The following is a 21,992-nucleotide window of genomic DNA, read 5'->3' as shown; positions in this document are numbered from 1 at the left end:
TTAGGTTTAAAGTATTATAATGTAACGTTAAAAGTAAATTTCAAGGCTATATTATCTTCTATTTCGGGTAAATGATATGCCCCGTAGCGGTACGTTAAGCTAAGTCCAAAACCAAATATTAACTGATTTAATTCGAAGCCCGATTCTAAATACCCTTTATCTAAGGTATTAAATGTGATGCCTTCATGGCGTTCGGGATCTTGCATATCTCCAATAGCAAACCGAGATAAGAGTACCAATTGAGGTTTTGAAAACGTAGAATGATAAAATGGTTTGAAAAAGTGCTTAAACTGAAGAATGGAAAACATATCAGAAAAGAACTCATTAAAATACATGGTTTCAAAACTATTTAAACCTGCAACAGAAAAACGTTGCATAATGGTGGCCTTGGTAATGTTGTTGGGGTAGGCGTGATACAAGTGCGTAAGTGGTGCATCTCCAATAGCAATTCCGGTAGCGAAATCTAGTTCGGTATGGGATTCTTTATTGTGGATGAAATGGTAAGTAGCTTTAAAATCTAATTTTTGAAAGTTAAATTGACCACCTAACGGTCCGTTAAAACTTTGGGTATATTGAAGCGTTAATTTAGGAAAAGCATTTTGTGTTTTTTTTACGCCTCCTTCTATGGGTTTATAAATATCAAACGGACTCCATAGCAAGGCTATTTTGGCTACTGTTAGATCGTAACTTTTAAAAGCACCTTCGTCGGTAACAAAGGTATAATCAAATTTAGGATCAATATTAGTCGTATAAAATTGCGTTTCAGTATTTAATCTAGGATCATAATCGTGTTGTAATGATATAGATTTTGTGACATGATGATAAAACAGACTAATATTTAATAAACGCGGTTCAAAAAATTGAAATATGCGTTTGTCTGTTAAGTATTTTGTACTTGCCGCTTCTTGTAAATCGTCTGTGTACGCTACGTTTAACCAAGTATTATGAGTTTCGTTTAACCGAAGTCCAGCTCCTATACTATATTTATACTGACTGTCTTTAAAACCATAAACGGTATACCCATTTACCCTGAATTTTTTAGATAACTTATCGCTTGTTGTACCTCCTAAACCAGTACGAATACCTTCATATTGGTTGAATTTTATTAAGTACCTTAAATCTAAATTAAAGTATTTTAAAGGAATATAACCATTACCAAAATTATGGATAAAATCGGCTTTCCGTTTGGCCTTTATGCTGTCTTGTGCACGACTAACATCACTATCTAAAACTTGTGCTCTACCTATTACGATAGAAAACAAAAATATAAAGCTTAGATAATATTTTAGCATGTAGGATATAGTCGTGAATGAAACGGCCACAAAGTTAAGACAATAATTGTAATAACGGTTAAACAGATGAGAGGGTATAAAAAAAAGCGACCCTAAAGTCGCTTTGATTTTTTATACTGTCATGATTTCCTTTTCTTTAACAGCAAGGACTTCATCTATTTTTTTTACATATATATCTGTTAGTCTTTGTATTTCTGCTTCGGTGTCTTTTTTAGCATCTTCCGAAACATCGTCTAACTTTTTAATGTCGTTGTTTGCGTCTTTTCTGGCATTTCTAACCCCGATTTTTCCATCTTCAGCTTCAGCTTTAGCTTGTTTCGCCAATTCGCGTCTGCGTTCTTCGGTAAGAGCTGGAACGTTTATAATAATCATGTCACCATTATTCATAGGATTAAATCCTAAGTTGGCGTTCATAATGGCCTTCTCTATTTCGTGAAGCATTTTTTTCTCCCATGGTTGAACGCTAATGGTTCTACCATCTGGAGTATTTACGTTCGCTACCTGGCTTAAAGGAGTCTGCGAGCCGTAATAATCTACCATAACACTACCAAGCATTGCTGGACTTGCTTTTCCTGCTCTAATATTAACAAATTGTCTTTCAAGATGTCTGATAGCAGAATCCATAGCTTCTTTTGTCGAATCTATAATAAATTGAATATCTTCATTCATGGTTTAAAAACTTTACTTTAATATATCTTTAAAGGTCAAATATAAAATTAAATGGTTACTTGTGTACCTATGTTATGTCCTGAAACTACTTTTAGTAAATTACCTTTAGTGTTCATATCAAAAACAATGATAGGTAATTTATTTTCTTGACTAAGTGTAAAAGCAGTAGTATCCATAACTTTTAGACCTTTCTTTAAAACATCGTCGAAAGAAATATTTTCATATTTAACTGCCGAACTATCTTTTTCTGGATCTGCTGTATAAATACCATCTACACGAGTGCCTTTTAAAATAACATCAGCTTCAATTTCTATTGCTCTTAAAACGGCAGCCGAATCTGTAGTAAAATACGGATTTCCTGTACCACCACCAAAAATTACGACACGACCTTTTTCTAGGTGTCGCATTGCTTTTCTACGGATAAATGGTTCTGCAACTTCATTAATTTTAATAGCCGTTTGCAAGCGTGTAGGGATATCTGCATCTTCCAAAGCACTTTGTAGTGCTAAACCATTTATAACGGTTGCTAGCATTCCCATATGGTCTCCTTGAACACGATCCATACCGTTACTTGCTCCCGAAACACCTCTAAAAATATTACCACCTCCAATTACAATTGCCACTTGAATACCTGCGTCTGTAATGGCTTTTATATCTTTTGCGTATTCGGCTAGACGTACTGGGTCTATACCATATTGACGTTCGCCCATTAAGGCTTCGCCTGATAATTTTAAAAGGATGCGATTAAATTTCATAGTCTGTTTTATAGAAGTTGTGCAAAATTACATAAATTTTTTAAAATGACTATTTAAAATTTAGTTTCCTAAACGCTAACCAAAGTCCTGTAAAAAAAAAGACCATTAACTCTAATTAGAGTAATGGTCTTTAATATTTGCACTGAAAAAAATTCAGTAAATTTTATGTTATCCTAAAGCAACACGTGTAAATCCTGTTACAGATACACCGTCGAAAGATTCAACGTATTTTGAAACAGTAACTTTTTCGTCTTTAATGAACTTTTGGTCTAATAGACATTGTTCTTGATCTAAAGTTGTGTTGTCTGAGATGTAACGTTCCATTTTACCTGGAATAATTTTATCCCAAATTTGTTCTGGCTTACCTTCAGCTTTAAGTTCAGCTTTAGCATTTTCTTCAGCTTGAGCTAATACTTCAGGAGTTAATTGAGCCATAGAAATATATTGAGGTACGTTTTTAAGTGTTTTACCTAAACGTCCTAATTCGATATTATCTTTTTCGATAACTGCAATTCTAGCTTCAGTTTCTGATGCTACGAAAGCTGGATCGAAATCTTTGTAAGATAATGTGCTAGCTCCCATAGATGCAACTTGCATTGCTAAATCTTTAGCCAATACATCTCCATTTTCTACTACAGCAGAAAGACCTACTAAAGCAGCAATTTTGTTAATGTGTACATAAGAACCTACGTAAGGAGCTTGTAATTTAGAAAAATCTTTAATTTCTAATTTTTCACCAATAACACCAGTTTGTTCAACTAATTTATCAGCAACAGTAAGACCGTCAAAATCTGAAGCTAAAAGCTCTTCTTTTGTATTTACAGTCATTGCGATATCAGCAATTTTATTAGCTAATGCAACGAAGTTTTCGTTTTTACCAACAAAGTCAGTTTCACAACCTAATACAATAGATACACCTTCTGTATTAGCATCGTTAACTTTAGCTACGGCAGCACCTTCACTAGAATCTCTATCTGCTCTGTTTGCAGCAACTTTTTGACCTTTTTTACGTAAGACATCGATAGCTTTGTCGAAATCTCCTTCAGCTTCAACTAACGCTTTTTTACAGTCCATCATTCCTGCACCAGTAGCTTGTCTTAGTTTGTTTACCTCTGCGGCTGTTACTTTTACCATAATTTCTAAGTAATATGAGTTAAAAAAAGTCGTTCAATTATTTTTCTGCAAAGAAAAGAACTAAACGACTTATTTATGTTATGTAATGATTATTTGTAGTTTATTCCTCTTCTTCTGTAGATGTTGCTTTCGCTTTAGCAGCAGAAGGTTTTTCAGCTTTAGCTGAATCTTTAGAATCTTTTTCAGCTTTACGTTCAGCTAAACCATCTGCAATAGCACCAGTTACGTGAGATAAAACTTTATCGATAGATTTAGAAGCATCGTCGTTTGCAGGGATAACGAAATCAACTTGACGAGGGTCAGAGTTAGTATCTACCATTGCAAATATTGGAATGTTTAATTTTTGAGCTTCTTTAATCGCGATATGCTCACGCTTAATGTCTACTACAAATAAAGCTCCTGGTAAACGAGTCATGTCGCTAATAGAACCTAAGTTTTTCTCTAACTTAGCTCTTAAACGATCTACTTGTAAACGTTCTTTCTTAGAAAGTGTTAAGAATGTACCATCTTTCTTCATTCTATCAATAGAAGCCATTTTTTTAACGGCTTTTCTGATAGTTACAAAGTTAGTTAACATTCCACCAGGCCATCTTTCAGTAATGTAAGGCATGTTAATTGCCCCAGCTTTTTCTGATACGATGTCTTTAGCTTGTTTTTTTGTTGCAACGAAAAGGATTTTACGTCCTGAAGCAGCAATCTTGCTTAAAGCTTCACCAGCTTCATCAATCTTAGCTGCAGTTTTATATAAATTGATAATATGGATACCGTTACGTTCCATATATACGTAAGGAGCCATGTTTGGATCCCATTTACGAGTCAAGTGACCGAAGTGTACACCTGCTTCAAGTAATTCTTTTACTTCTACTTTTGCCATTTTGTAATAGTTTACGTTCTGTTGAATTAGCAATGTTCCATTGGGCTTCAAGTGTTACCTTTAGGCTGTTGGCTGCATTTAGATGCTAAACTAAATCCTGTTTTTCAACTAGGACAACAATAACTTATTTTTAAATTTTAAAAAATTCAACCAGATTGAGAGTGCTAGCAAGCGATTCCCAATCGAGTTGAGGATGGTAATATTAACGTTTCGAGAATTGGAACTTCTTACGTGCTTTCTTCTGACCGAATTTCTTACGTTCAACCATTCTAGGGTCTCTAGTTAATAAACCTTCTGGCTTAAGAATTAATCTGTTTTCTGCATCGATTTCACACATAACGCGAGAAATAGCTAAACGGATTGCTTCTGCTTGACCAGTAATACCACCTCCATATACATTTACTGTAATATCAAAGTTGCCATCATTGTTAGTCATGGTTAAAGGTTGGTTTACTTTATACTGCAAAGTTGCAGTAGTAAAATAATCCGCCACGTCTTTTTTGTTCACTGTAATCTTACCCTCACCTGGGGCAACATATACACGAGCAACAGCCGTCTTTCTACGGCCAATTTTGTGAATTACTTCCATTATTTGAATTCGTTTAAGTTGATTGTTTTTGGTTTTTGAGCTTCATGAGCATGAGCTGTACCAGAAACAACAGTTAGATTACGGAATAAACTTGAACCTAATTTGTTTTTAGGTAACATTCCTTTTACTGATTTTTCTACTAACCTTGCTGGATCTTTTCCAAACAATTCTGTAGCAGTTAAACTTCTTTGACCACCTGGGTAACCTGTGTGACGAATGTACGTTTTGTCATTCCACTTGTTTCCTGTTAAGTTGACTTTTTCTGCATTGATAACTATTACGTTATCACCGCAATCAACGTGTGGTGTGAAATTAGGTTTGTGTTTACCTCTAATAAGTTTTGCAACTTTAGAAGCTAAACGACCTAAACTTTGACCTTCAGCATCAACTAAAACCCACTCTTTATTAACAGTAGCTTTGTTGGCTGAAATCGTTTTGTAGCTTAATGTATCCACACTAATTAATTTTATTTATTAAACATTCCTCTCTTAAAAAGAGTTTGCAAATTTACGATAATCTACGTGATTACCAAATTGTAGGGTGCTATTTTTTTGGTTTTTAATATTATAGCTCCTTTTTAAGGCTTAATAAAAGAGTTTCAGTAATTTATGTGCACTATTCTAGTGTTTTTAAAAGCCGATAGAAATTTCTATATCTATCCTATTAATAACGCGTCGCATAGTTTTTGTATTACCGTTAATTAATTAAGTCTTAAAATGAAAACGCGCACAGTGGTAGAATAATAAATTCGTTTAAAGCGTGGCACTTTTGTGATTTATTTTTTAACTTACTGCCTTATAATTATCAAATCAATAAAAATTTATATTATGAGTGATGTACAAACCAAATTAGCTCAACTAAAAGCAACTGCCGAAAAACAATTAGGCGACTGTGGTGTAAGTAATATAGACCATGAAAAATTGGATGGCTATGTAAACAGTTTAAAAACGATGGTTAATAATAAAGATGCTGTTTTAGTATCTGGGTTAGACGCTTCCGAGTTGGATACTGTAAGACGTAATTTTGTAGAAAAAAAATTAGGAGTCACCGATAAAGACAAAGCAATGGCAGCTATTGGTAGTGTAGTCGATAAAATGTCTGGAATTAAAATGAAGAGCAGACCTGCTTTTTACTATTTGGTGTCTGAGGCATTACTTTAATATAAAGACCTTGTATTTATAATATAAAAGAGGTTACCTAAATATATTTGGGTAACCTCTTTTTGTATATTGATTTTATGGTGATTCTAATTCATATCAGCACACGATAATGCATATTCTTCTTTAAGAAAGCTTTCTATGTTGTCTAACACTTTTTCGCTTAATCGGTCAAAGGCTTGTTTTGTTCTTCCAACAGATATATTCACACAGTTTACATGCGGATGATCCAAAAGCGCTTTGTCTCCTAAAGCACCAAGTGTGTCGCAATACACACGGTTGTCTTCATTTAGCCAAGCGTTAAAAGGTTGCTCGTCCCAAGCAGGGGATAGGCCTGTGTTAAATAATATTTTATGATTGCCAAACGCTTTAAATTCGGCATCATGCAAAAGGATGGTATTTTTATTTAAACAGGTGATAATGACTTCGTTTTCCGAAAGTAATTCATGTAAAGGTAAATATGTACAACCTTTGTCTTCTGCTTCTGGTTTTCGGGTTCTAGAATAATACGAGACTTCAGCACCAAAAAAGTGAAGTGCATCGGCAATCATTCCTCCAGATTTTCCTAAACCAACAATTCCTGCTTTTAAGCCTGTAATTTCAGAAGGTAAACCGTTCCATGGTGTTCTTGGACTTCCGTCAGGATTGGTTCCAAATCCGTGTAAGGCACTTACTAGTTCGCTAATTACATATTCTACAACGCCTTCGTCTCCGTAGTCGCGAATTCCAGTGACAGTGATGTTTTTAGAATTGGCATACTCAATATCTACGTTAGCACTTTCTGGGGTGTATAACGAACAACACATACCTATATATACAATATTTGGGCATTGTGCAATGGCGTCTTTACCAAGAGTGGTGGTGTAACTTAAAAGTACAGCATCTGCATCACCAATACGTTCTACAATCTCATTTACAGAAGACGGCATATCTTCGTATAAGATTACTTCTTCTGCAAGTGAATGTAATTTTTTCTCGGCCGTCGGAATCAAACTTACGGGTTCTATGGCTACCAGTTTTTTAAACATGTTTATAGATTTTTTACAGCTTCAAAGTTATTATAAATATCTTAATTGCTTTGTCGTAATGGAAACAGATTCCTTTAGTTGAATATTATGCGGTTTAATAAAGTATCTTTGTCACCGTATAATTTATCTGTTGATATTAATTGTTTTCTTTCGCATACCTATGGCGAAGTATATTGGCTTTCACTTAAAGTCTCTGTATTGATTAATCTAAACTCTAGTAGCCAATTTAATGCCTGACTGCTGGTAAGTAACTATGTTATAGTCATTTTAATCTTTCGCTTTGCGTTCTTCATTACTCTGCAATCCGTTTTTATTTAAGTCAAACCATGAGTGCAGATTTACGTGTAAACAAACCCATGCCTTCTTTTCCGGAACAGCCTTTAATAGCTTTTAGCCGTGCTTCAAACATAGCGCTTACAATTAAGGCATTAGAAGCCGATAAACCTGTGTTAATTGCAGCATTCTATAGCGATGGTTTAGATTTGCTTAAAGCATTACATCAGCATTTAAAAAAGCGTTTTCCTAATGGGACGTTTAAAGAGCAACGTGCGCATCGTTTAGCCTATCAGAAGTTATCTAAGCTGATTTATATAAACATTGTAGATCATAAATTAATCGTGAAAAAAGCACCCGCCATTGGTTGGTTGGCTAAACTATATCCGGAGCAGACCTCTTTTTTACTACCATTTACTAAAGTGCAAGGTTTAAATAGCGCTTGGCAATGGTATAAAAACGGAATCGACTTGCCAGTGTTGCGAAGTAAAATCCATCCGTATTATGGGGTGTATTTTCCCACGCGATTCGATCATTTAATCCTTTTCGATAATTGGTTGAAGCGTTATAACGGACCAAAAAAATCGGCCATAGATGTCGGTATAGGAAGTGGTGTTTTGGCTTTGCAACTCGTGAAGTTCGGTTTTCATAAAGTGTATGGAACCGATACCAATCCGAATGCTATTGTAGGACTCACAGAATCTATGGGCGATACCAAACTCTCTAGAAAAATAGAATTGGATTTTGCGCCACTCTTTGGTAAATGGGAGAAGCAAACCGAACTTATTGTTTTTAATCCGCCTTGGTTACCTGCAACACATGATCTGGATACTAATGATGAAGCCATATCTTATCCCGATACTCTATTCTCTGATTTTTTCAAGGCCGCCAAAACACGTTTACTGCCAGAAGGAAAGCTGGTTCTTATATTTTCTAATTTAGCACAACTTACTCAGGTTACAGATTCGCATCCCATTGCAGAAGAAATAGCGGTGGGCGGACGATTTAAATTAGAACAATGCCTTAAGCGCCCAGTAAAGACAGCTTCAAGCCAAACCAAGCGCGACCAAAATTGGCGTGCAACCGAAGACGTTGAGCTTTGGATACTGGTTCATGCTTAAATCAGAATTATAGTTATTACATTTTAATATATAGAAAAGCGTCATTCCATGGGGATGACTTTTTTATTTGCGTTCACTTTTAATGTATTAGAATCAATAGAAATACAATCTGTTTCTGAACTTTGTGATATACAAAGACGGAAGGATTATATGGTCGAGTTAGTGTTAGAACTCCCAATAGATAATTCATTTCGTAACGTTTAATGCACATTAAAAATTATTAAAATGAAAGATTTAAAAAATAAGACTGTTGCTATTTTAGCAACCAACGGATTTGAAGAAAGTGAATTAAAATCGCCTAAAGAAGCTTTGTTAGAAGCAGGAGCCGAAGTACACATAGTGTCTCTGGAATCTGGAGAGATTAAAGCTTGGGCCGATGGAGATTGGGGAGATGCTTATAAAGTAGATAAAACATTAGACCAAGTGTCTCAATCAGATTATAACGCGCTAGTACTTCCAGGAGGTGTTATAAACCCGGATTTATTAAGACGAGAAACTAAGGCAATAAGCTTTGTGAAGTCGTTTTTTGAAAACCATAAGCCAGTAGCTGCTATTTGTCATGCGCCGTGGTTATTGGCAGAGGCCGATGTTTTAAAAGGAAGAAAAGTAACGTCTTTCCATTCTATTAAAACAGATATAATTAACGCTGGTGCAGAATGGATAGATCAAGAAGTTGTGGTAGACCAAGGTTTAGTAACTAGCCGTTCGCCAGAAGATTTACCTGCATTTAATGCTAAGGTTATAGAAGAAATTAAGGAAGGTAAACACGATATGCAAACCGCATAGGGTTTACGTAAACTCATTTTAAAAAAAGGGTTAGATGATTTAAAATCTAACCCTTTTTAATATGTAATCATTTAAAACTTCACATAAATACGTTAAATTACAATTGGTTATAACCCATTCGAACTCATAAAAATAATGGTATGAAAAAACAACTACAAATAGCAAATGGTTTTAGTTTTGTCTGTATGGTTATCTTGAACTATGTTTCGAATACCGGCCTATTAAATAATACAACTATTGGCGAAGTCTCTAAACAATACAATACTTTATTTACACCCGCAGGCTATGCCTTTTCCATTTGGGGATTAATTTATGTGCTGGTTTTAGGATTTGTAATATACCAAGGACGAAGTCTTTTTGTTAAGGTAAGAGACGACGATTTTGTATTGAAAACGGGTTGGTGGTTTGTAGTGTCTTGCGTTGCCAATTGCTTATGGATTCTAGCATGGATTTACGGGTATACCTTACTATCTTCTGTATTTATCTTTTTGCTACTCTTTGCATTGATTCAGATTGAGTTAAAAAACAGTATGCAATTGCATGATGAGCCAATTTCGGTAATTGCTTTTCTTTGGTGGCCTTTTGTGTTTTATAGTGGTTGGATTACCGTGGCAAGTATTGCTAACGTTTCGGCGGTTTTAGTAAAATATAATTGGGATGGTTTTGGCCTGTCTCCAACGTTTTGGACGCTTCTACTTATAGGTATAGCTACAGCAATAAATCTAATAGTAACCTGGAAACGAAATATGAGAGAATTTGCTTTGGTAGGCGCTTGGGCTTTGGTAGCTATTTATGTGGCCAATAACACTATAAATATGGCTGTTGCTTATACTGCACTAGGGTCGGCAACACTTTTAGTGATGAGTAGTATGTATCACGGTTATATAAACCGAGCAACAAGTCCTACGGTGAAACTTAAGGAGTATTTTGGGAAGCAATAGGAGACTCCTTGTTTGTGTTTATTAGATGCCGATATACTGTTTTTATTTATAAGCTAGCTTACTCCATCCATCCTATCCTAGCATGAATTACTTATTATTCTGGTAAAGCATTTCCATATTATAAGCACGCTATAACCATTAGGTATCTATGGCTTTGGTATGGAGTATCTATGGGGTAAGATTTGTATTAAAGTAATTAAACTCTTTTTTTATCGATTAAATTAACGTGGTGAATTAGTAAAGTCAATGTTTGTTGTGTTGTTGGGTAATAGGTTAGGGAACAATTTGGGTGGTTGAAAAACTTAATCTAACCGACAGAAATTTTTGTCGCATCTTTCTATAAATAATGAGGCATAGGTTCTTTAAGGCCTTAATTAATACTCATTGTTTTTGAACCATAAAAATCTTTCAACTCACCTTCACCAATAAACACATATCCTTTATTATTATTATCAATTTTATTTTTTGCTCTGTTTATGTATTAAGTGAAATTATTCGATTTAAACTTACTGTTTGTTATTTGTTTATGTGTTATTTTGGTTGTGTTTAGAAGTTGAGCAATTCGTAAGAAGGCTTGTGTACATCTAGTAAAGAAGAAAAGCTAAGATATCCATATTACAAGGTTATAGATATAAGTAAAGATAAACTTCAAATTGAATTGAACTCTTGGTCTTGTTTGAATTCAATTGATTGGTTAACTTGGAATGTTAGAAATGGTATTTATAAAGACGAAGATTCAAAACAATTATATGTAATTAGAATATAGAAAATGGTAGTCTCTCCAGAGCAAAGATTCAAGCTTTAAATACTGGATTGTCATTTGCATCAGTTAGTCTTGTGTTAACTGAAGATTTAGAAGTCGATGAAGGACAAACTTTTGAATTGGATTATTATCTTGAGTATGGTGAGCATGATTTATTTTAGGTATATCTCATCTCTAACATATCTTGCATTAAACCAAAAACAGTGTTTAGTATATTCTGTTAATCCAGTTAATTTATCTGGAACAGGTAATTTGTAAGTGTCATCTCGATTTTGAGCATGAGGTCTAACGTGACTAATGTGATTTTCAGTTTTCTTTGGAAAATAAGTTTTTCTATTGCCGTTGGGAGTAACTTCTTTTACAATTGCTCCATTTGATATTGTTTCTACCATATTGTCCCAGACGTTTTTAGTTATAAGAATATCAGAATGAGGCATATTCCAAAACTTAACTTTTCTTAAAATCAAATTCTTTCCCTCAAATTGATAGAACACAAAGAAAAATTTACTTTCTAAAATGTTTTTAAAATCTGAATCTTCCCAATCTGTTTCTATGAGTTCTCGATATTCAAATGTTGGAAAGGAAATATCCTCTTTTGGTAAATTATTTTTCTTAAGTCGAATAGTTTTTACAATAATTCCAGCTTTTTGAAATTCTACTATTTTTTTACCTAGTTCAATTCCAAGAATTGCATTTGTAAGGTTTGCAAAATAACTTTTAGCCTTTTGGTTTAGTTCCAAGCCTAATTCTTGTTCAATTTGTTCTGCGGATTTGCCATAAAATGGATGAAATTTTAAGATAACTATTTCTTCAATTGAACGTACTTTGTCTAGAATTTCTGGTCGTTCGATTATTTTTCCATAAACAGCAGTTTCTTCTTCAGCGATATTTGCAATTATATGATTTACATAACCTTGTTTAAGAGAATAAGCTCTTTGTTTTGCTTGTTCTTCATTAAATGGTTGGTCTCTAAAGGATTTTAAAGCTGTTGAACCTTTTGTACAAGCTCCGAGATAAAAGGTGTCTCCTTCTGATAATTCGTGTGCTTTTCCGTCTTTGATTTTTTGATTGATAAACTCCCAATCTTGTTTAATGATTTTTAAATCCTCGTTTGGGTATTGCCAACCGTCAACCAACTTAATTAAATAGTCGAGTAAGTTTAAATTTCTGTCGTGTAAATAGAATACTAAAAGTAAATGTGCGTTTTTTTTCCAAAACGAACTTGTTTCAAATTCTTCTTTATGAACTTCTAAATAGTTTATGATATTTAAAACAAGTCTTTCTTTTGAACGAAATTCTCCGTTTTTTAAAGTTTTTAATGGACTTGATTTTAGTTCAATACCTGCTTCTTTAAAATCAGGTTCAGCGTCAGAATTTGGCTCATAGCCGAAATAAAATTTTTCTAATATTTGGCCGAAATTCCCTTTTCCTTTGTAGCCATGTTTTTCAATTTCTACGCCACATATTTCTCTTAAAGTTCGCCCTTTTAGTTGTTTTGCATAGCTTATAATTGAATCTTCTGAATTTAAATCGAACATGTTTGGTTTCTCAGTTTAATTTATCAGTTTATATAGTTCTTTGCCAATTTTTTCAATTACACCAACTACTAAGGCATTTCCCATAAAAAATGCTCGTTTAGTGTCTGTAATTCCATCTAATTTTGTGTGATTATCAGGAAACATGTTTAGTCTTTCTAATTCGATAGGTGTTAATCTTCGCAGGCCTCTATCAGAAACAATAACATGTTTAAACCTTGAAGCAGATTTACCACCTTCACCTGTAATTATTGTCCTAGAAGCATTATCTAAAGCATCAGGGTAGATCATTCCTCCTTCACTGTAATTATATTCAAATCCTTCCTTAGTTGTTCTCTTTTCTTTTTTAGCTCCTTTTAAATACTCCCATTTAGGTTTGTCTTTTTCATCAATAAAAAACTCTGATGTAACTTCTCCATTTTGTAAAATACTACCAAGTACCGCTTTAGGTCCATCGTAGTTTGGTACTGTTTTAGTTGTGTAAACCTTACCTTCGATGAGCATTCCTGTATTAAGAAAAGGTGACAATTTTCCGTCTTTATTGAAATTATTAGTTATTTCTACTAAATCACCTTTTAATTCAACTTCTTGTATTGCGTTTGTTGTTGCTACTGGAAAAGCATTAGCTATAGTTCCTTCTTCGGTTAGCCAGTCTATTTTATTAGCTTTCTGAAGTTTTTTATAGACATCTGTTGATTTATGATAACCAATAAAGAAGACTCTTCTTCTTCGTTGAGGCATACCATATTCAGCAGCATTTATTACTCGCCATTCAACTGCATAACTTAAATCATTTAAACTTTGTAACATTACAGCAAAATCACGGCCTCTTTGTTTTGCAGGCGATTTTAGAAGTCGGTCTACATTTTCCAAAAATAAATACTTAGGCTTATTTTTTTTGTTCTCTAAGATTTTATGAATTGACCACCAAAGCACTCCTTTTTTTCCTTTTAAGCCTTTTGAATTATGTAAAGTTGTAGCAACAGAATAATCTTGACAAGGAAATCCTCCAACGAGTAAATCATGATCAGGGATTTCTTCAACATCTCGAGTTACAACTTCGTTTATGTCTTCGTTTGAATGGTTTTCTTTTCCAAAACGAGCTTCATAAACTTTTGAGGCGTGTTGGATTTTAGTTGAAGGTTCCCATTGGTTACTCCAAACAATTTCATAATTACTTTTTTCTAAACCAAGACGGAATCCTCCAACACCAGCAAATAGTTCTGCTACTTTTATCTTCTTATTTGCCATTATTTTGAGTTTTATAGTAATTTATTTTTTCTTCTGCTACTTTTAAGATTTCCGTAGTTTGTTCTGTATATTTCAATTCTTCTGCAATTTTTTCTGAATACCAACTGATTAATAAATCTCTCTCGCAAAGATTATAGAAATTAACTAATCTTATTAGCTGTTTTTTAGTTGGTTTTCGCTCGTTTTTTTCGAACTTACTTATGAGAGATTGATCGATGTCTACTTCAGCTGAAACTTTTCGTAGAATTAATTCTGTTTTTTCCCTCGCTTCTTTTAGAGTTTCTCCTAAAGTTTTCATTGGACAAATATATTTTAGACAATTAATGTCCAAATATAGTTATTTTTGTTTTAAAAACAATTTTTTAATTATTCTTTAATGCGCCTCCAACCAGTTATCGCCAGTATCAATTTCTACGTCTAACGGAACATCCATAACAAAGGCATTTTCCATTTCGGTTTTTACCAGTGTTTTTATGGTTTCTAATTCGGGTTTGTACACATCGAATACCAATTCATCATGCACTTGTAGTAGCATTTTTGTTTTAAAATCGCCAGCGACTAATTTCTCATGAATATTAATCATGGCCAGTTTTATAATATCGGCAGCGCTTCCTTGTATTGGGGCGTTAACGGCATTTCGTTCGGCAGCACCACGAACCACTCCATTTCTAGAATTAATATCTTTTAAATAACGACGACGTCCTAAAACGGTTTGTACATACCCCTTGTCTCTAGCAAAATCTACCAACTCACTCATATAGGTTCTTAGTTTCGGATAGGTTTTGTAATACGTATCGATAAGGTCTTTAGATTCGCTTCGCGATAAATCGGTTTGATTGCTTAATCCGAAAGCAGATACACCATACACAATCCCGAAATTCACGGTTTTTGCATTACTACGTTGTTCTCTGGTTACTTCTTCTAAAGGCACGTTAAACACTTTAGCCGCGGTGGAGGCATGAATATCTTCACCGTTTTTAAAGGCTTCAATCATGGTTTCTTCCTGACTTAAGGCGGCTATAATACGAAGTTCTATTTGCGAGTAATCGGCAGCAAGTAAAGTGTAGTCTTCATTTCTTGGAATAAAGGCTTTTCTAACTTGGCGACCACGTTCGGTACGAATAGGAATATTCTGTAAATTCGGGTTATTACTACTTAATCGCCCTGTTGCAGCTACAGTTTGCATATAATCTGTATGTACACGCCCTGTGGTTGGCTCGACTTGTAATGGCAAGGCATCGACATAGGTGCTTTTTAGTTTTGCAAGGCCACGATAGTCTAATATATGCTGAATAATTTCGTGGTCTTTGGCCAAGTACGATAAAATATCTTCTGAGGTTGCAAACTGCCCAGATTTGGTCTTTTTAGGCTTGTCGACTAACTTGAGTTTATTAAATAAAATTTCACCCAATTGTTTTGGTGATGCAATATTAAATTCTTCGCCAGCTTCGGTAAATATTTTTTCCTGAAGAGACGCAATATCGTCGTTTAGAGCAGTGGCCAAATCATTTAAAAACGGAATATCTAAATTAATACCTTCTAATTCCATGTCGGCAAGCACACGAAGTAAAGGCACTTCGATATCGTCGAATAATTTTTGGGTATTGGCTTGTCCTAATTCGTTTTCAAAATGTTCTTTGAGTTGCAGGGTAATATCGGCATCTTCAACAGCATATTCGGTTTGTTTATCAATAGGAACTTGTCGCATTGATAACTGATTTTTTCCTTTTTTACCAATAAGATCTACAATAGAAATTGGTGTATAATTTAAATAGGTTTCGGCCAAGACTTCCATATTGTGACGCATATCAGGGTTGATTAAATAATGCGCTAACATGGTATCGAATAATTTACCTTTAACCGTAATGTTGTATTTACGAAGGACCTTAATATCGTATTTTAAATTCTGGCCAATTTTCTGAATGTCTTCCGATTCGAAAAACGGACGAAGTATTTCGATTAATTCTTGAGCTTCGGTTTTAGCTTCTGGAAATGGTAAGTAAAATCCTTTACCGGTTTCCCAAGAGAAGGCAATACCCACTAATTCTGCTGTAAGCGGATCTAAGCCCGTGGTTTCGGTATCGAAACACACGCTAGTTTGCTTCATTAAGTTTTTAAGGAATAATTTTGTTGCCATACCCGGAGCCACACTTTGGTAAAAATGTGATGTGGTTTCGGCAGTCTTTCTTTGGTTAGGATCGGCTACGGTTTCGCTAGCAACTTCTGCACCACCTCCAAATAACGAGAATTGCCCAGCACCTGCATTCGAAGATTCCGTTGCTGCTGTATTTGTTGTGTTATTTTCTGTTGCAGTTTCATCTTGAACAGTAAATATCTTTTCGAAACTATCTACCAATCGTCTAAATTCTAAATCTTGAAAAATTCCTTTTACAGCATCGATGTCGGGATGCGACATTTCAAAATCTTCCGCATCAAAATCTACAGGAACATCCAACATAATAGTCGCTAATTTCTTAGATAATAATCCAAGTTCTTTAGCGGCTTCAACTTTCTCTTTCATTTTTCCCTTTAGCTCGTGTGTATGGGCTAAAAGGTTTTCCATAGTGCCGTATTGCGCTAAGAATTTCTTTGCTGTTTTTTCTCCAACTCCAGGGAGTCCCGGAATATTATCGGCAGAATCGCCCATCATTCCTAGAAAATCGATCACTTGTTCTGGGCGTTCAATTTCGAACTTTTTTAATACTTCAGGAATTCCCCAAGTTTCGTAACCGCCACCAAATACAGGGCGGTACATAAAGATATTTTCAGAAACCAACTGTGCAAAATCTTTATCTGGCGTTACCATAAAGGTTTTATAGCCTTCCAGTTCTGCTTTTTTAGCTAAAGTTCCAATAACATCATCGGCTTCAAAACCTTCTTTAACCATGATTGGAATTTTCATCGCTTTTAGGATCTCGCAAATATATGGAATGGCCAGTTTTATCGCTTCAGGCGTAGCATCACGATTGGCTTTATAGGCTTCAAAAATCTCTACACGATCTGCACTTCCTCCCTTGTCAAAACATACGGCCAAATGGTCTGGACGTTCACGTTTTATAACGTCTAATAACGAATTTGTAAATCCTAGTATGGCTGAGGTATCTAGACCTTTAGAATTAATTCTTGGGTTTTTAATAAAGGCATAATAGCCACGAAATATTAGGGCGTAGGCATCGACTAAAAAGAGACGTTTTTGTTCTGACATGATTCTGTTTTTGTAAGAATGTCAAAACTACAAAAAAAGGGTTGGTATTTGGAATTAAAATCAAGACAGGATAATTTTCAAACCCTATTTACACGAAGTTTTTAAAAGTGCCACCATTTACGGGGATTTGTGATAGTTTATGAGAGGTTTACGTGTTATTTATGTACTTTTATTTTCTGACAAAACTGAGAATGGATCATGCTGAAGCCTAGTAGACGAGAACTAAATAAGATTGAGAAAAGAGAACGCATAATTATGGCGTCGCTAAGTTTGTTTTCAGAAAAAGGATTGGAGAATACGTCTATTAGTGATATTGTAGAGTTAAGTAATATTGGTCGAGGTACATTTTACAATTATTTTAGCGCGCCAAAAGATGTGTTTTGCGAGATTTTAGATCGCTTAAATTGCGAAATTAATTTTGAAGTAAAGCAGGCGCAAGCGGGCGTAACCTCTGCCTATCACTTTTTGCATGCGTCTTTTAAAGCGTATTTTGATTTAGTAACTTCGGATGAAATGGTAATGTTTCATAAAAATAATCAAAATCAGATTCGGAGTGTGTCTTATGGAAGTGAGGGGATTTTAAGTCTGGTGAAAAATATGAAGGACGATTTAAAACGATTCCCCGAAGTGTCTTTTACCGACGATAAATATTTTGAAATGTTTAGTCTGATTGCGATTTCTTCGGCCTCCGAACTGTTAGTGTGTTTATATCATAATTATTTTGAAGCGTCTAAAGAAGAAGTGTCTCACTTTTTAGCCAATGTATTTGTGAGCGGATTGAAAAACTACTCGGAATTTAACAGAGATAATACCCTTGCAGATGAATAATTTTCAAAACGTGTTTGATGCCCAGAAAGCCAATCAGTTTAATGTAGGACAAACAACCTACAAAGAACGGATTGCAAAGCTTAATGCGTTAAAGCAAGCGATTGAAGTAGATTATAAACAAGCCATTCGCGATGCCTTGTATGCCGATTTTAAAAAGCCGTTTATAGAAACTGACTTAACCGAGATTTATCCTGTGCTCGGGGAAATTAAATACGTGAGTTCACAATTAAAAAAGTGGATGAAACGACAAAAAGTAAAGACACCCATATCGTTTTTAGGAACGTCGTCTTGGTATGTAAACGAGCCTAAAGGTGTGTGTTTAATTATATCGCCATGGAATTTTCCGTTAAACCTAACTTTTGGTCCGCTAGTATCTGCTATTGCGGCAGGGAATACGGTAATACTTAAGCCATCGGAAATGACACCACATATCTCGGACGTGATGGGTGACATAATCTCCAAATTATTTCCTGAAAATGAAATAACCCTTGTTCAGGGAGAAGTCGAAGTCTCCACAGAATTACTAAAGTTACCATTTAATCATATCTTTTTTACGGGGTCTCCAAATGTAGGAAAAGTAGTTATGGAAGCCGCTTCGAAACATTTAACCTCGGTGACTTTAGAGTTGGGAGGGAAATCGCCAACACTAATAGATGCGTCGGCTAATTTAGAACACGCAGCAACACGAATTGCATGGGGTAAGTTTTTAAACAACGGACAAACCTGTATCGCTCCAGATTATATTTTAATAGATGAACGTATTAAGGAGCCGTTTATAATGGCATTTAAGGATGCTGTAAAAACGTTGTACGAAGATGCTAAAACATCTAATGCCTATGCTAGAATTGTTAATAACCGTCATTTCGAGAGACTTCAAAATCATTTAGAAGATGCTAAATCTCTTGGTGCGACTATTGTATTGGGCGGACACTGTGTAAGTGCAGATAATTTTATTGAACCGACTGTAGTTTCTGAACTTCCAGAACAAGCAAGCTTGCTTCAAGAGGAAATTTTTGGACCTATTTTGCCTATAAAAACATATCAGCATATCGATGAAGCTCTAGCGTATATTAATGCTAAAGAGAAACCTTTAGCGCTTTATATTTATAGTGAAAACAAAACACAGACTCAGTATATTATAGATCGTACACGGGCAGGAAGTACGGCTGTTAATACCAATGTCTTGCAATACATTAATCATTATTTACCCTTTGGAGGTAGTAATAATAGCGGTATTGGTAAAGCCCACGGTATTTTCGGGTTTCAAGAATTTTCTAATATGCGCTCGGTTTTAAAACAACATATAAAAGTGAGTGTCGAGTTTCTGTTTCCGCCTTATACAGACGTTAAACAGAAGTTAGTAGATTTTACTTTAAAATGGTTTTAATGGGCAGATGGCCTTGATGGAGATCACTTAAAAAGGTGTAAGCTTTAACACTTAGATAAGACAAATTGGATCGGGTATTAATTAATTTTATCCACTAAATTATTCTTATGTTACGTTGGGTTATCTTTTTTGCACTTTATATCTTTTTAGATTGGTATGCTTTTAAAGCATTTAAGTCTATTACAAAACATCCATTTATTTACGGGGTGTACTGGACGCTGAGTGCATTAGTTCTGGGGAATTTTGTTTACGAGATGCTTCTTAATCCCAGTCATTTAAAAGTGCTTACACATTCTAAAAGTTATGCCTTAGGTTTTTTACTTGTGGCATTGGCTCCTAAATTAATACTGTTAGTTATTTTAGGTTTCGAAGACTTGGTTAGGTTGCCACAAGGTGCCTATCGGTTTTTCAAAAAAGATAAAAGAGAATTGGGGTATTTTCCAGCACGCCGTGCATTTGTAAGCAAGATCGCTATTGGATTGGCGGCTATTCCTTTTGTAGGTTTGTTATATGGGATGTATAAAGGGAAATACGATTTTAGAGTTTTAAAATACACACTTACATTCGACGATTTACCAGAAGCTTTCGATGGTTATAAAATCACGCAAATAAGCGATATACACAGTGGTAGTTTCGATGACCGCGAAAAGATTGAATACGCTATTGATTTAATTAACGAACAAGAATCTGATGTGTTATTGTTTACTGGTGATATGGTAAATAATCTATCCTCGGAAATGATTCCTTGGAAAGATACGTTTGGCCGATTAAAAGCGAAAGACGGTAAGTTTTCCGTTTTGGGAAATCACGATTACGGCGATTACGTCGAGTGGGATTCTGAAGCAGAGAAGGCGCAGAACTTAGAAGAATTAAAAGCGATTCAGAAAGACATAGGTTTCGATCTGATTTTAAACGATAATCGGTTTCTTGAAAAAGATGGAGATCGCATTGCGTTAGTTGGTGTCGAGAACTGGGGGAGAGGTCATTTTAAAAAAGCTGGAGATTTAAAGAAAGCGGCTTCTAAAATTGATGCTAACGATTTTAAGATACTAATGAGTCACGATCCGTCGCATTGGGAAGACCAAGTTATAGACGATGATTACTTTTATCACTTAACACTAAGTGGACATACACATGGTATGCAATTCGGAATTGAAATTCGGGGATGGATTAAATGGAGTCCGATTAAGTGGCGATATAAATATTGGGCTGGTATTTATAAAGAAAAGGGACAGTTTATAAATGTAAACCGTGGTTTTGGCTTTTTAGGCTATCCAGGACGTGCTGGTATCTGGCCGGAAATAAGTGTTATAGAGCTTAAAAAGAGCCCTAGAAATGCGTAATGTTACATAAATGTTATTATTAAATTAGAATTGTGTATTTTTATATTACATAACTTGAGCGAAAACACTGAATTTTTTGTTGATTTTAATAGTTTTCAGGAGTTTTGAAAATTTTAAAATATGCTCTTAAACATTAAAATATGTCAAAATTTGGAGATTTAATAGATGTTAATATTCCGGTATTATTAAATTTCTTTACGGAATGGAATGAACAATCTACAGCTATGCACCCTGTGTTGCGAGATGTGGCAGCTGCGCTTGGTGATAAAGCCAAAGTGATTAAAATAGATGTAGAAAAAAATAAGGAATTGGCCGAGGCTCTGCGTGTAAAAGGTCTGCCTACTTTAATTGTTTATAAGCAAGGAGAAATGAAATGGAGACATAGTGGCGAGAAAGATGCAAATTCGCTTATCACTATAGTCCAAGAATATCTTTAATGCGAAAGCGATTTAAAATCGTAACCCTTTTTACTAAAATAGTCTAATACTTTTGGTAATGCATATTGCATGTTTTTTGAAGCTTTTACGCTGTCGTGAAACACTATAATATGTCCGTCTTCTGCATGCTTAATAACGTTACTCAGACAATCTTCTACCGAAAGACTATGTTCCCAGTCAAACGAAATAATACTCCACATAATTATATGATAGCCTTGTTGTTTTAAACGTCTGGCTTGGCTGTTTTTAATTTTGCCATAAGGTGGCCTAAATAGCTTTGAAGGAATTAATTTGGCGGCCTCCTCTACATTTTTTATATACAGGTCTGTATCTGTTTTCCATCCTTTTAAATGATTAAAAGTGTGGTTTCCTAAGGCATGACCCGCCTCTTCAGTTTCTATATGTACGTTAGGGTATTTTCTAACATTATCGCCTATACAAAAAAAAGTGGCTTTGGCATTGTAGGCTTTAAGTGTCTTTAAAACCCAAGGTGTAATTTCGGGATGCGGACCATCGTCGAAGGTAAGATAGATTGTTTTTTTATCTAATAAAGGCATATCCCAAACGTAGTTTGGAAATATGCCTTTTATAATTTTTGGTGTTTTAACAGGTATTAATCCCATA

Annotated in this window: 21 protein-coding genes; 8 read left to right on the top strand and 13 right to left on the bottom strand. The window is 34.8% G+C overall.

From position 1 onward, the window contains the following. Window positions 1-14: 14 nt before the first annotated feature. The 7 genes from ACKC83_RS03680 to rplM all read right to left on the bottom strand — a co-directional run bounded on the left by ACKC83_RS03680 (window position 15) and on the right by rplM (window position 5,768). Complete coding sequence (locus tag ACKC83_RS03680; RefSeq protein WP_434037061.1) at window positions 15-1,262, bottom strand: hypothetical protein; 1,248 nt, start codon at window positions 1,260-1,262, stop codon at window positions 15-17. Window positions 1,263-1,403: 141 nt separating this feature from the next. Continuing rightward, window positions 1,404-1,961, bottom strand: coding sequence for a ribosome recycling factor (frr, locus tag ACKC83_RS03675; RefSeq protein WP_414036558.1), 558 nt, complete (start codon window positions 1,959-1,961; stop codon window positions 1,404-1,406). A 47-nt stretch (window positions 1,962-2,008) separates the two neighbouring features. After that, window positions 2,009-2,716 (bottom strand): UMP kinase, encoded by a 708-nt coding sequence (pyrH, locus tag ACKC83_RS03670; RefSeq protein WP_414036559.1) that lies wholly within the window; start codon window positions 2,714-2,716, stop codon window positions 2,009-2,011. Window positions 2,717-2,884: 168 nt separating this feature from the next. After that, on the bottom strand, window positions 2,885-3,850 hold the full coding sequence (gene tsf, locus ACKC83_RS03665; protein ID WP_414036560.1) for a translation elongation factor Ts: 966 nt from the start codon (window positions 3,848-3,850) through the stop codon (window positions 2,885-2,887). 100 nt (window positions 3,851-3,950) lie between these two features. Beyond that, window positions 3,951-4,724, bottom strand: coding sequence for a 30S ribosomal protein S2 (rpsB, locus tag ACKC83_RS03660; RefSeq protein ID WP_414036808.1), 774 nt, complete (start codon window positions 4,722-4,724; stop codon window positions 3,951-3,953). Between the two features lie 202 nt (window positions 4,725-4,926). Continuing rightward, window positions 4,927-5,313 (bottom strand): 30S ribosomal protein S9, encoded by a 387-nt coding sequence (gene rpsI, locus ACKC83_RS03655; RefSeq protein WP_038526375.1) that lies wholly within the window; start codon window positions 5,311-5,313, stop codon window positions 4,927-4,929. Further along, on the bottom strand, window positions 5,313-5,768 hold the full coding sequence (gene rplM, locus ACKC83_RS03650) for a 50S ribosomal protein L13 (protein ID WP_414036561.1): 456 nt from the start codon (window positions 5,766-5,768) through the stop codon (window positions 5,313-5,315). The genes rpsI and rplM overlap by 1 nt, the downstream gene beginning before the upstream one ends. 372 nt (window positions 5,769-6,140) lie before the next feature. On the opposite strand from rplM, the gene ACKC83_RS03645 reads away from it, so the two are divergent. Beyond that, entirely contained in the window at window positions 6,141-6,473 is a 333-nt protein-coding gene (locus ACKC83_RS03645; protein ID WP_434037060.1) for a DUF2853 family protein, read from the top strand. 86 nt (window positions 6,474-6,559) lie between these two features. Here the strand turns inward: ACKC83_RS03645 and ACKC83_RS03640 are convergent, their stop codons facing one another. After that, window positions 6,560-7,498 carry an NAD(P)-dependent oxidoreductase gene (locus ACKC83_RS03640; protein ID WP_434037059.1) on the bottom strand — a complete coding sequence of 313 codons (939 nt, stop codon included), beginning with the start codon at window positions 7,496-7,498 and terminating at the stop codon, window positions 6,560-6,562. Between the two features lie 326 nt (window positions 7,499-7,824). On the opposite strand from ACKC83_RS03640, the gene ACKC83_RS03635 reads away from it, so the two are divergent. From ACKC83_RS03635 to ACKC83_RS03625, 3 genes are all read left to right on the top strand, one after another. Continuing rightward, window positions 7,825-8,892 carry a methyltransferase gene (locus tag ACKC83_RS03635; protein ID WP_434037058.1) on the top strand — a complete coding sequence of 356 codons (1,068 nt, stop codon included), beginning with the start codon at window positions 7,825-7,827 and terminating at the stop codon, window positions 8,890-8,892. Between the two features lie 225 nt (window positions 8,893-9,117). After that, window positions 9,118-9,678 (top strand): type 1 glutamine amidotransferase domain-containing protein, encoded by a 561-nt coding sequence (locus tag ACKC83_RS03630; protein WP_414036565.1) that lies wholly within the window; start codon window positions 9,118-9,120, stop codon window positions 9,676-9,678. Window positions 9,679-9,818: 140 nt separating this feature from the next. Beyond that, window positions 9,819-10,619, top strand: coding sequence for a tryptophan-rich sensory protein (locus ACKC83_RS03625; protein WP_434037057.1), 801 nt, complete (start codon window positions 9,819-9,821; stop codon window positions 10,617-10,619). A 915-nt stretch (window positions 10,620-11,534) separates the two neighbouring features. Here ACKC83_RS03625 and ACKC83_RS03620 read toward each other — a convergent pair. The 4 genes from ACKC83_RS03620 to polA all read right to left on the bottom strand — a co-directional run bounded on the left by ACKC83_RS03620 (window position 11,535) and on the right by polA (window position 17,373). After that, window positions 11,535-12,920, bottom strand: a complete 1,386-nt coding sequence (locus ACKC83_RS03620) for a Sau3AI family type II restriction endonuclease (RefSeq protein WP_434037056.1) — start codon at window positions 12,918-12,920, stop codon at window positions 11,535-11,537. Window positions 12,921-12,935: 15 nt separating this feature from the next. Continuing rightward, a complete protein-coding gene (dcm, locus tag ACKC83_RS03615; protein ID WP_434037055.1) occupies window positions 12,936-14,168 on the bottom strand; it encodes a DNA (cytosine-5-)-methyltransferase in 1,233 nt (410 codons plus the stop codon). After that, entirely contained in the window at window positions 14,158-14,466 is a 309-nt protein-coding gene (locus ACKC83_RS03610; RefSeq protein ID WP_434037054.1) for a helix-turn-helix domain-containing protein, read from the bottom strand. The genes dcm and ACKC83_RS03610 overlap by 11 nt, the downstream gene beginning before the upstream one ends. A 75-nt stretch (window positions 14,467-14,541) precedes the next feature. After that, window positions 14,542-17,373, bottom strand: a complete 2,832-nt coding sequence (gene polA, locus ACKC83_RS03605; RefSeq protein ID WP_434037053.1) for a DNA polymerase I — start codon at window positions 17,371-17,373, stop codon at window positions 14,542-14,544. A gap of 198 nt (window positions 17,374-17,571) precedes the next feature. Here polA and ACKC83_RS03600 point away from each other — a divergent pair, with 198 nt between their 5' ends. The 4 genes from ACKC83_RS03600 (at window position 17,572) to ACKC83_RS03585 (ending at window position 21,368) form a co-directional block, all read left to right on the top strand. After that, on the top strand, window positions 17,572-18,201 hold the full coding sequence (locus ACKC83_RS03600; RefSeq protein WP_414036571.1) for a TetR/AcrR family transcriptional regulator: 630 nt from the start codon (window positions 17,572-17,574) through the stop codon (window positions 18,199-18,201). Further along, window positions 18,194-19,588: an aldehyde dehydrogenase family protein gene (locus ACKC83_RS03595; RefSeq protein WP_414036572.1), complete on the top strand. Its 1,395-nt coding sequence runs from the start codon at window positions 18,194-18,196 to the stop codon at window positions 19,586-19,588. The genes ACKC83_RS03600 and ACKC83_RS03595 overlap by 8 nt, the downstream gene beginning before the upstream one ends. Window positions 19,589-19,695: 107 nt before the next feature. Beyond that, window positions 19,696-20,931, top strand: a complete 1,236-nt coding sequence (locus tag ACKC83_RS03590; protein WP_434037052.1) for a metallophosphoesterase — start codon at window positions 19,696-19,698, stop codon at window positions 20,929-20,931. 140 nt (window positions 20,932-21,071) lie between these two features. Further along, complete coding sequence (locus ACKC83_RS03585) at window positions 21,072-21,368, top strand: thioredoxin family protein (RefSeq protein WP_414036574.1); 297 nt, start codon at window positions 21,072-21,074, stop codon at window positions 21,366-21,368. Here the strand turns inward: ACKC83_RS03585 and ACKC83_RS03580 are convergent. Next, window positions 21,365-21,991: a polysaccharide deacetylase family protein gene (locus tag ACKC83_RS03580; RefSeq protein WP_434037051.1), complete on the bottom strand. Its 627-nt coding sequence runs from the start codon at window positions 21,989-21,991 to the stop codon at window positions 21,365-21,367. The two genes, ACKC83_RS03585 and ACKC83_RS03580, sit on opposite strands and share 4 nt — an antisense overlap. Between the last annotated feature and the right edge of the window lies 1 nt (window position 21,992).

The organism is Formosa bonchosmolovskayae, from assembly GCF_051016085.1.
In the GTDB taxonomy this organism is placed as follows: Bacteria; Bacteroidota; Bacteroidia; order Flavobacteriales; family Flavobacteriaceae; genus Formosa.
This window is presented reverse-complemented; position numbering and strand designations above follow the sequence as displayed.

Bases quoted from the DNA above. Each gene is read 5' to 3' on its own strand.
- frr (WP_414036558.1), bottom strand. From the start codon at position 1,961: ATGAATGAAGATATTCAATTTATTATAGATTCGACAAAAGAAGCTATG.
- pyrH (WP_414036559.1), bottom strand. From the start codon at position 2,716: ATGAAATTTAATCGCATCCTTTTAAAATTATCAGGCGAAGCCTTAATG.
- tsf (WP_414036560.1), bottom strand. From the start codon at position 3,850: ATGGTAAAAGTAACAGCCGCAGAGGTAAACAAACTAAGACAAGCTACT.
- rpsB (WP_414036808.1), bottom strand. From the start codon at position 4,724: ATGGCAAAAGTAGAAGTAAAAGAATTACTTGAAGCAGGTGTACACTTC.
- rpsI (WP_038526375.1), bottom strand. From the start codon at position 5,313: ATGGAAGTAATTCACAAAATTGGCCGTAGAAAGACGGCTGTTGCTCGT.
- ACKC83_RS03645 (WP_434037060.1), top strand. From the start codon at position 6,141: ATGAGTGATGTACAAACCAAATTAGCTCAACTAAAAGCAACTGCCGAA.
- ACKC83_RS03640 (WP_434037059.1), bottom strand. From the start codon at position 7,498: ATGTTTAAAAAACTGGTAGCCATAGAACCCGTAAGTTTGATTCCGACG.
- ACKC83_RS03635 (WP_434037058.1), top strand. From the start codon at position 7,825: ATGAGTGCAGATTTACGTGTAAACAAACCCATGCCTTCTTTTCCGGAA.
- ACKC83_RS03630 (WP_414036565.1), top strand. From the start codon at position 9,118: ATGAAAGATTTAAAAAATAAGACTGTTGCTATTTTAGCAACCAACGGA.
- ACKC83_RS03625 (WP_434037057.1), top strand. From the start codon at position 9,819: ATGAAAAAACAACTACAAATAGCAAATGGTTTTAGTTTTGTCTGTATG.
- ACKC83_RS03620 (WP_434037056.1), bottom strand. From the start codon at position 12,920: ATGTTCGATTTAAATTCAGAAGATTCAATTATAAGCTATGCAAAACAA.
- dcm (WP_434037055.1), bottom strand. From the start codon at position 14,168: ATGGCAAATAAGAAGATAAAAGTAGCAGAACTATTTGCTGGTGTTGGA.
- ACKC83_RS03610 (WP_434037054.1), bottom strand. From the start codon at position 14,466: ATGAAAACTTTAGGAGAAACTCTAAAAGAAGCGAGGGAAAAAACAGAA.
- polA (WP_434037053.1), bottom strand. From the start codon at position 17,373: ATGTCAGAACAAAAACGTCTCTTTTTAGTCGATGCCTACGCCCTAATA.
- ACKC83_RS03600 (WP_414036571.1), top strand. From the start codon at position 17,572: ATGCTGAAGCCTAGTAGACGAGAACTAAATAAGATTGAGAAAAGAGAA.
- ACKC83_RS03595 (WP_414036572.1), top strand. From the start codon at position 18,194: ATGAATAATTTTCAAAACGTGTTTGATGCCCAGAAAGCCAATCAGTTT.
- ACKC83_RS03590 (WP_434037052.1), top strand. From the start codon at position 19,696: ATGTTACGTTGGGTTATCTTTTTTGCACTTTATATCTTTTTAGATTGG.
- ACKC83_RS03585 (WP_414036574.1), top strand. From the start codon at position 21,072: ATGTCAAAATTTGGAGATTTAATAGATGTTAATATTCCGGTATTATTA.
- ACKC83_RS03580 (WP_434037051.1), bottom strand. From the start codon at position 21,991: ATGGGATTAATACCTGTTAAAACACCAAAAATTATAAAAGGCATATTT.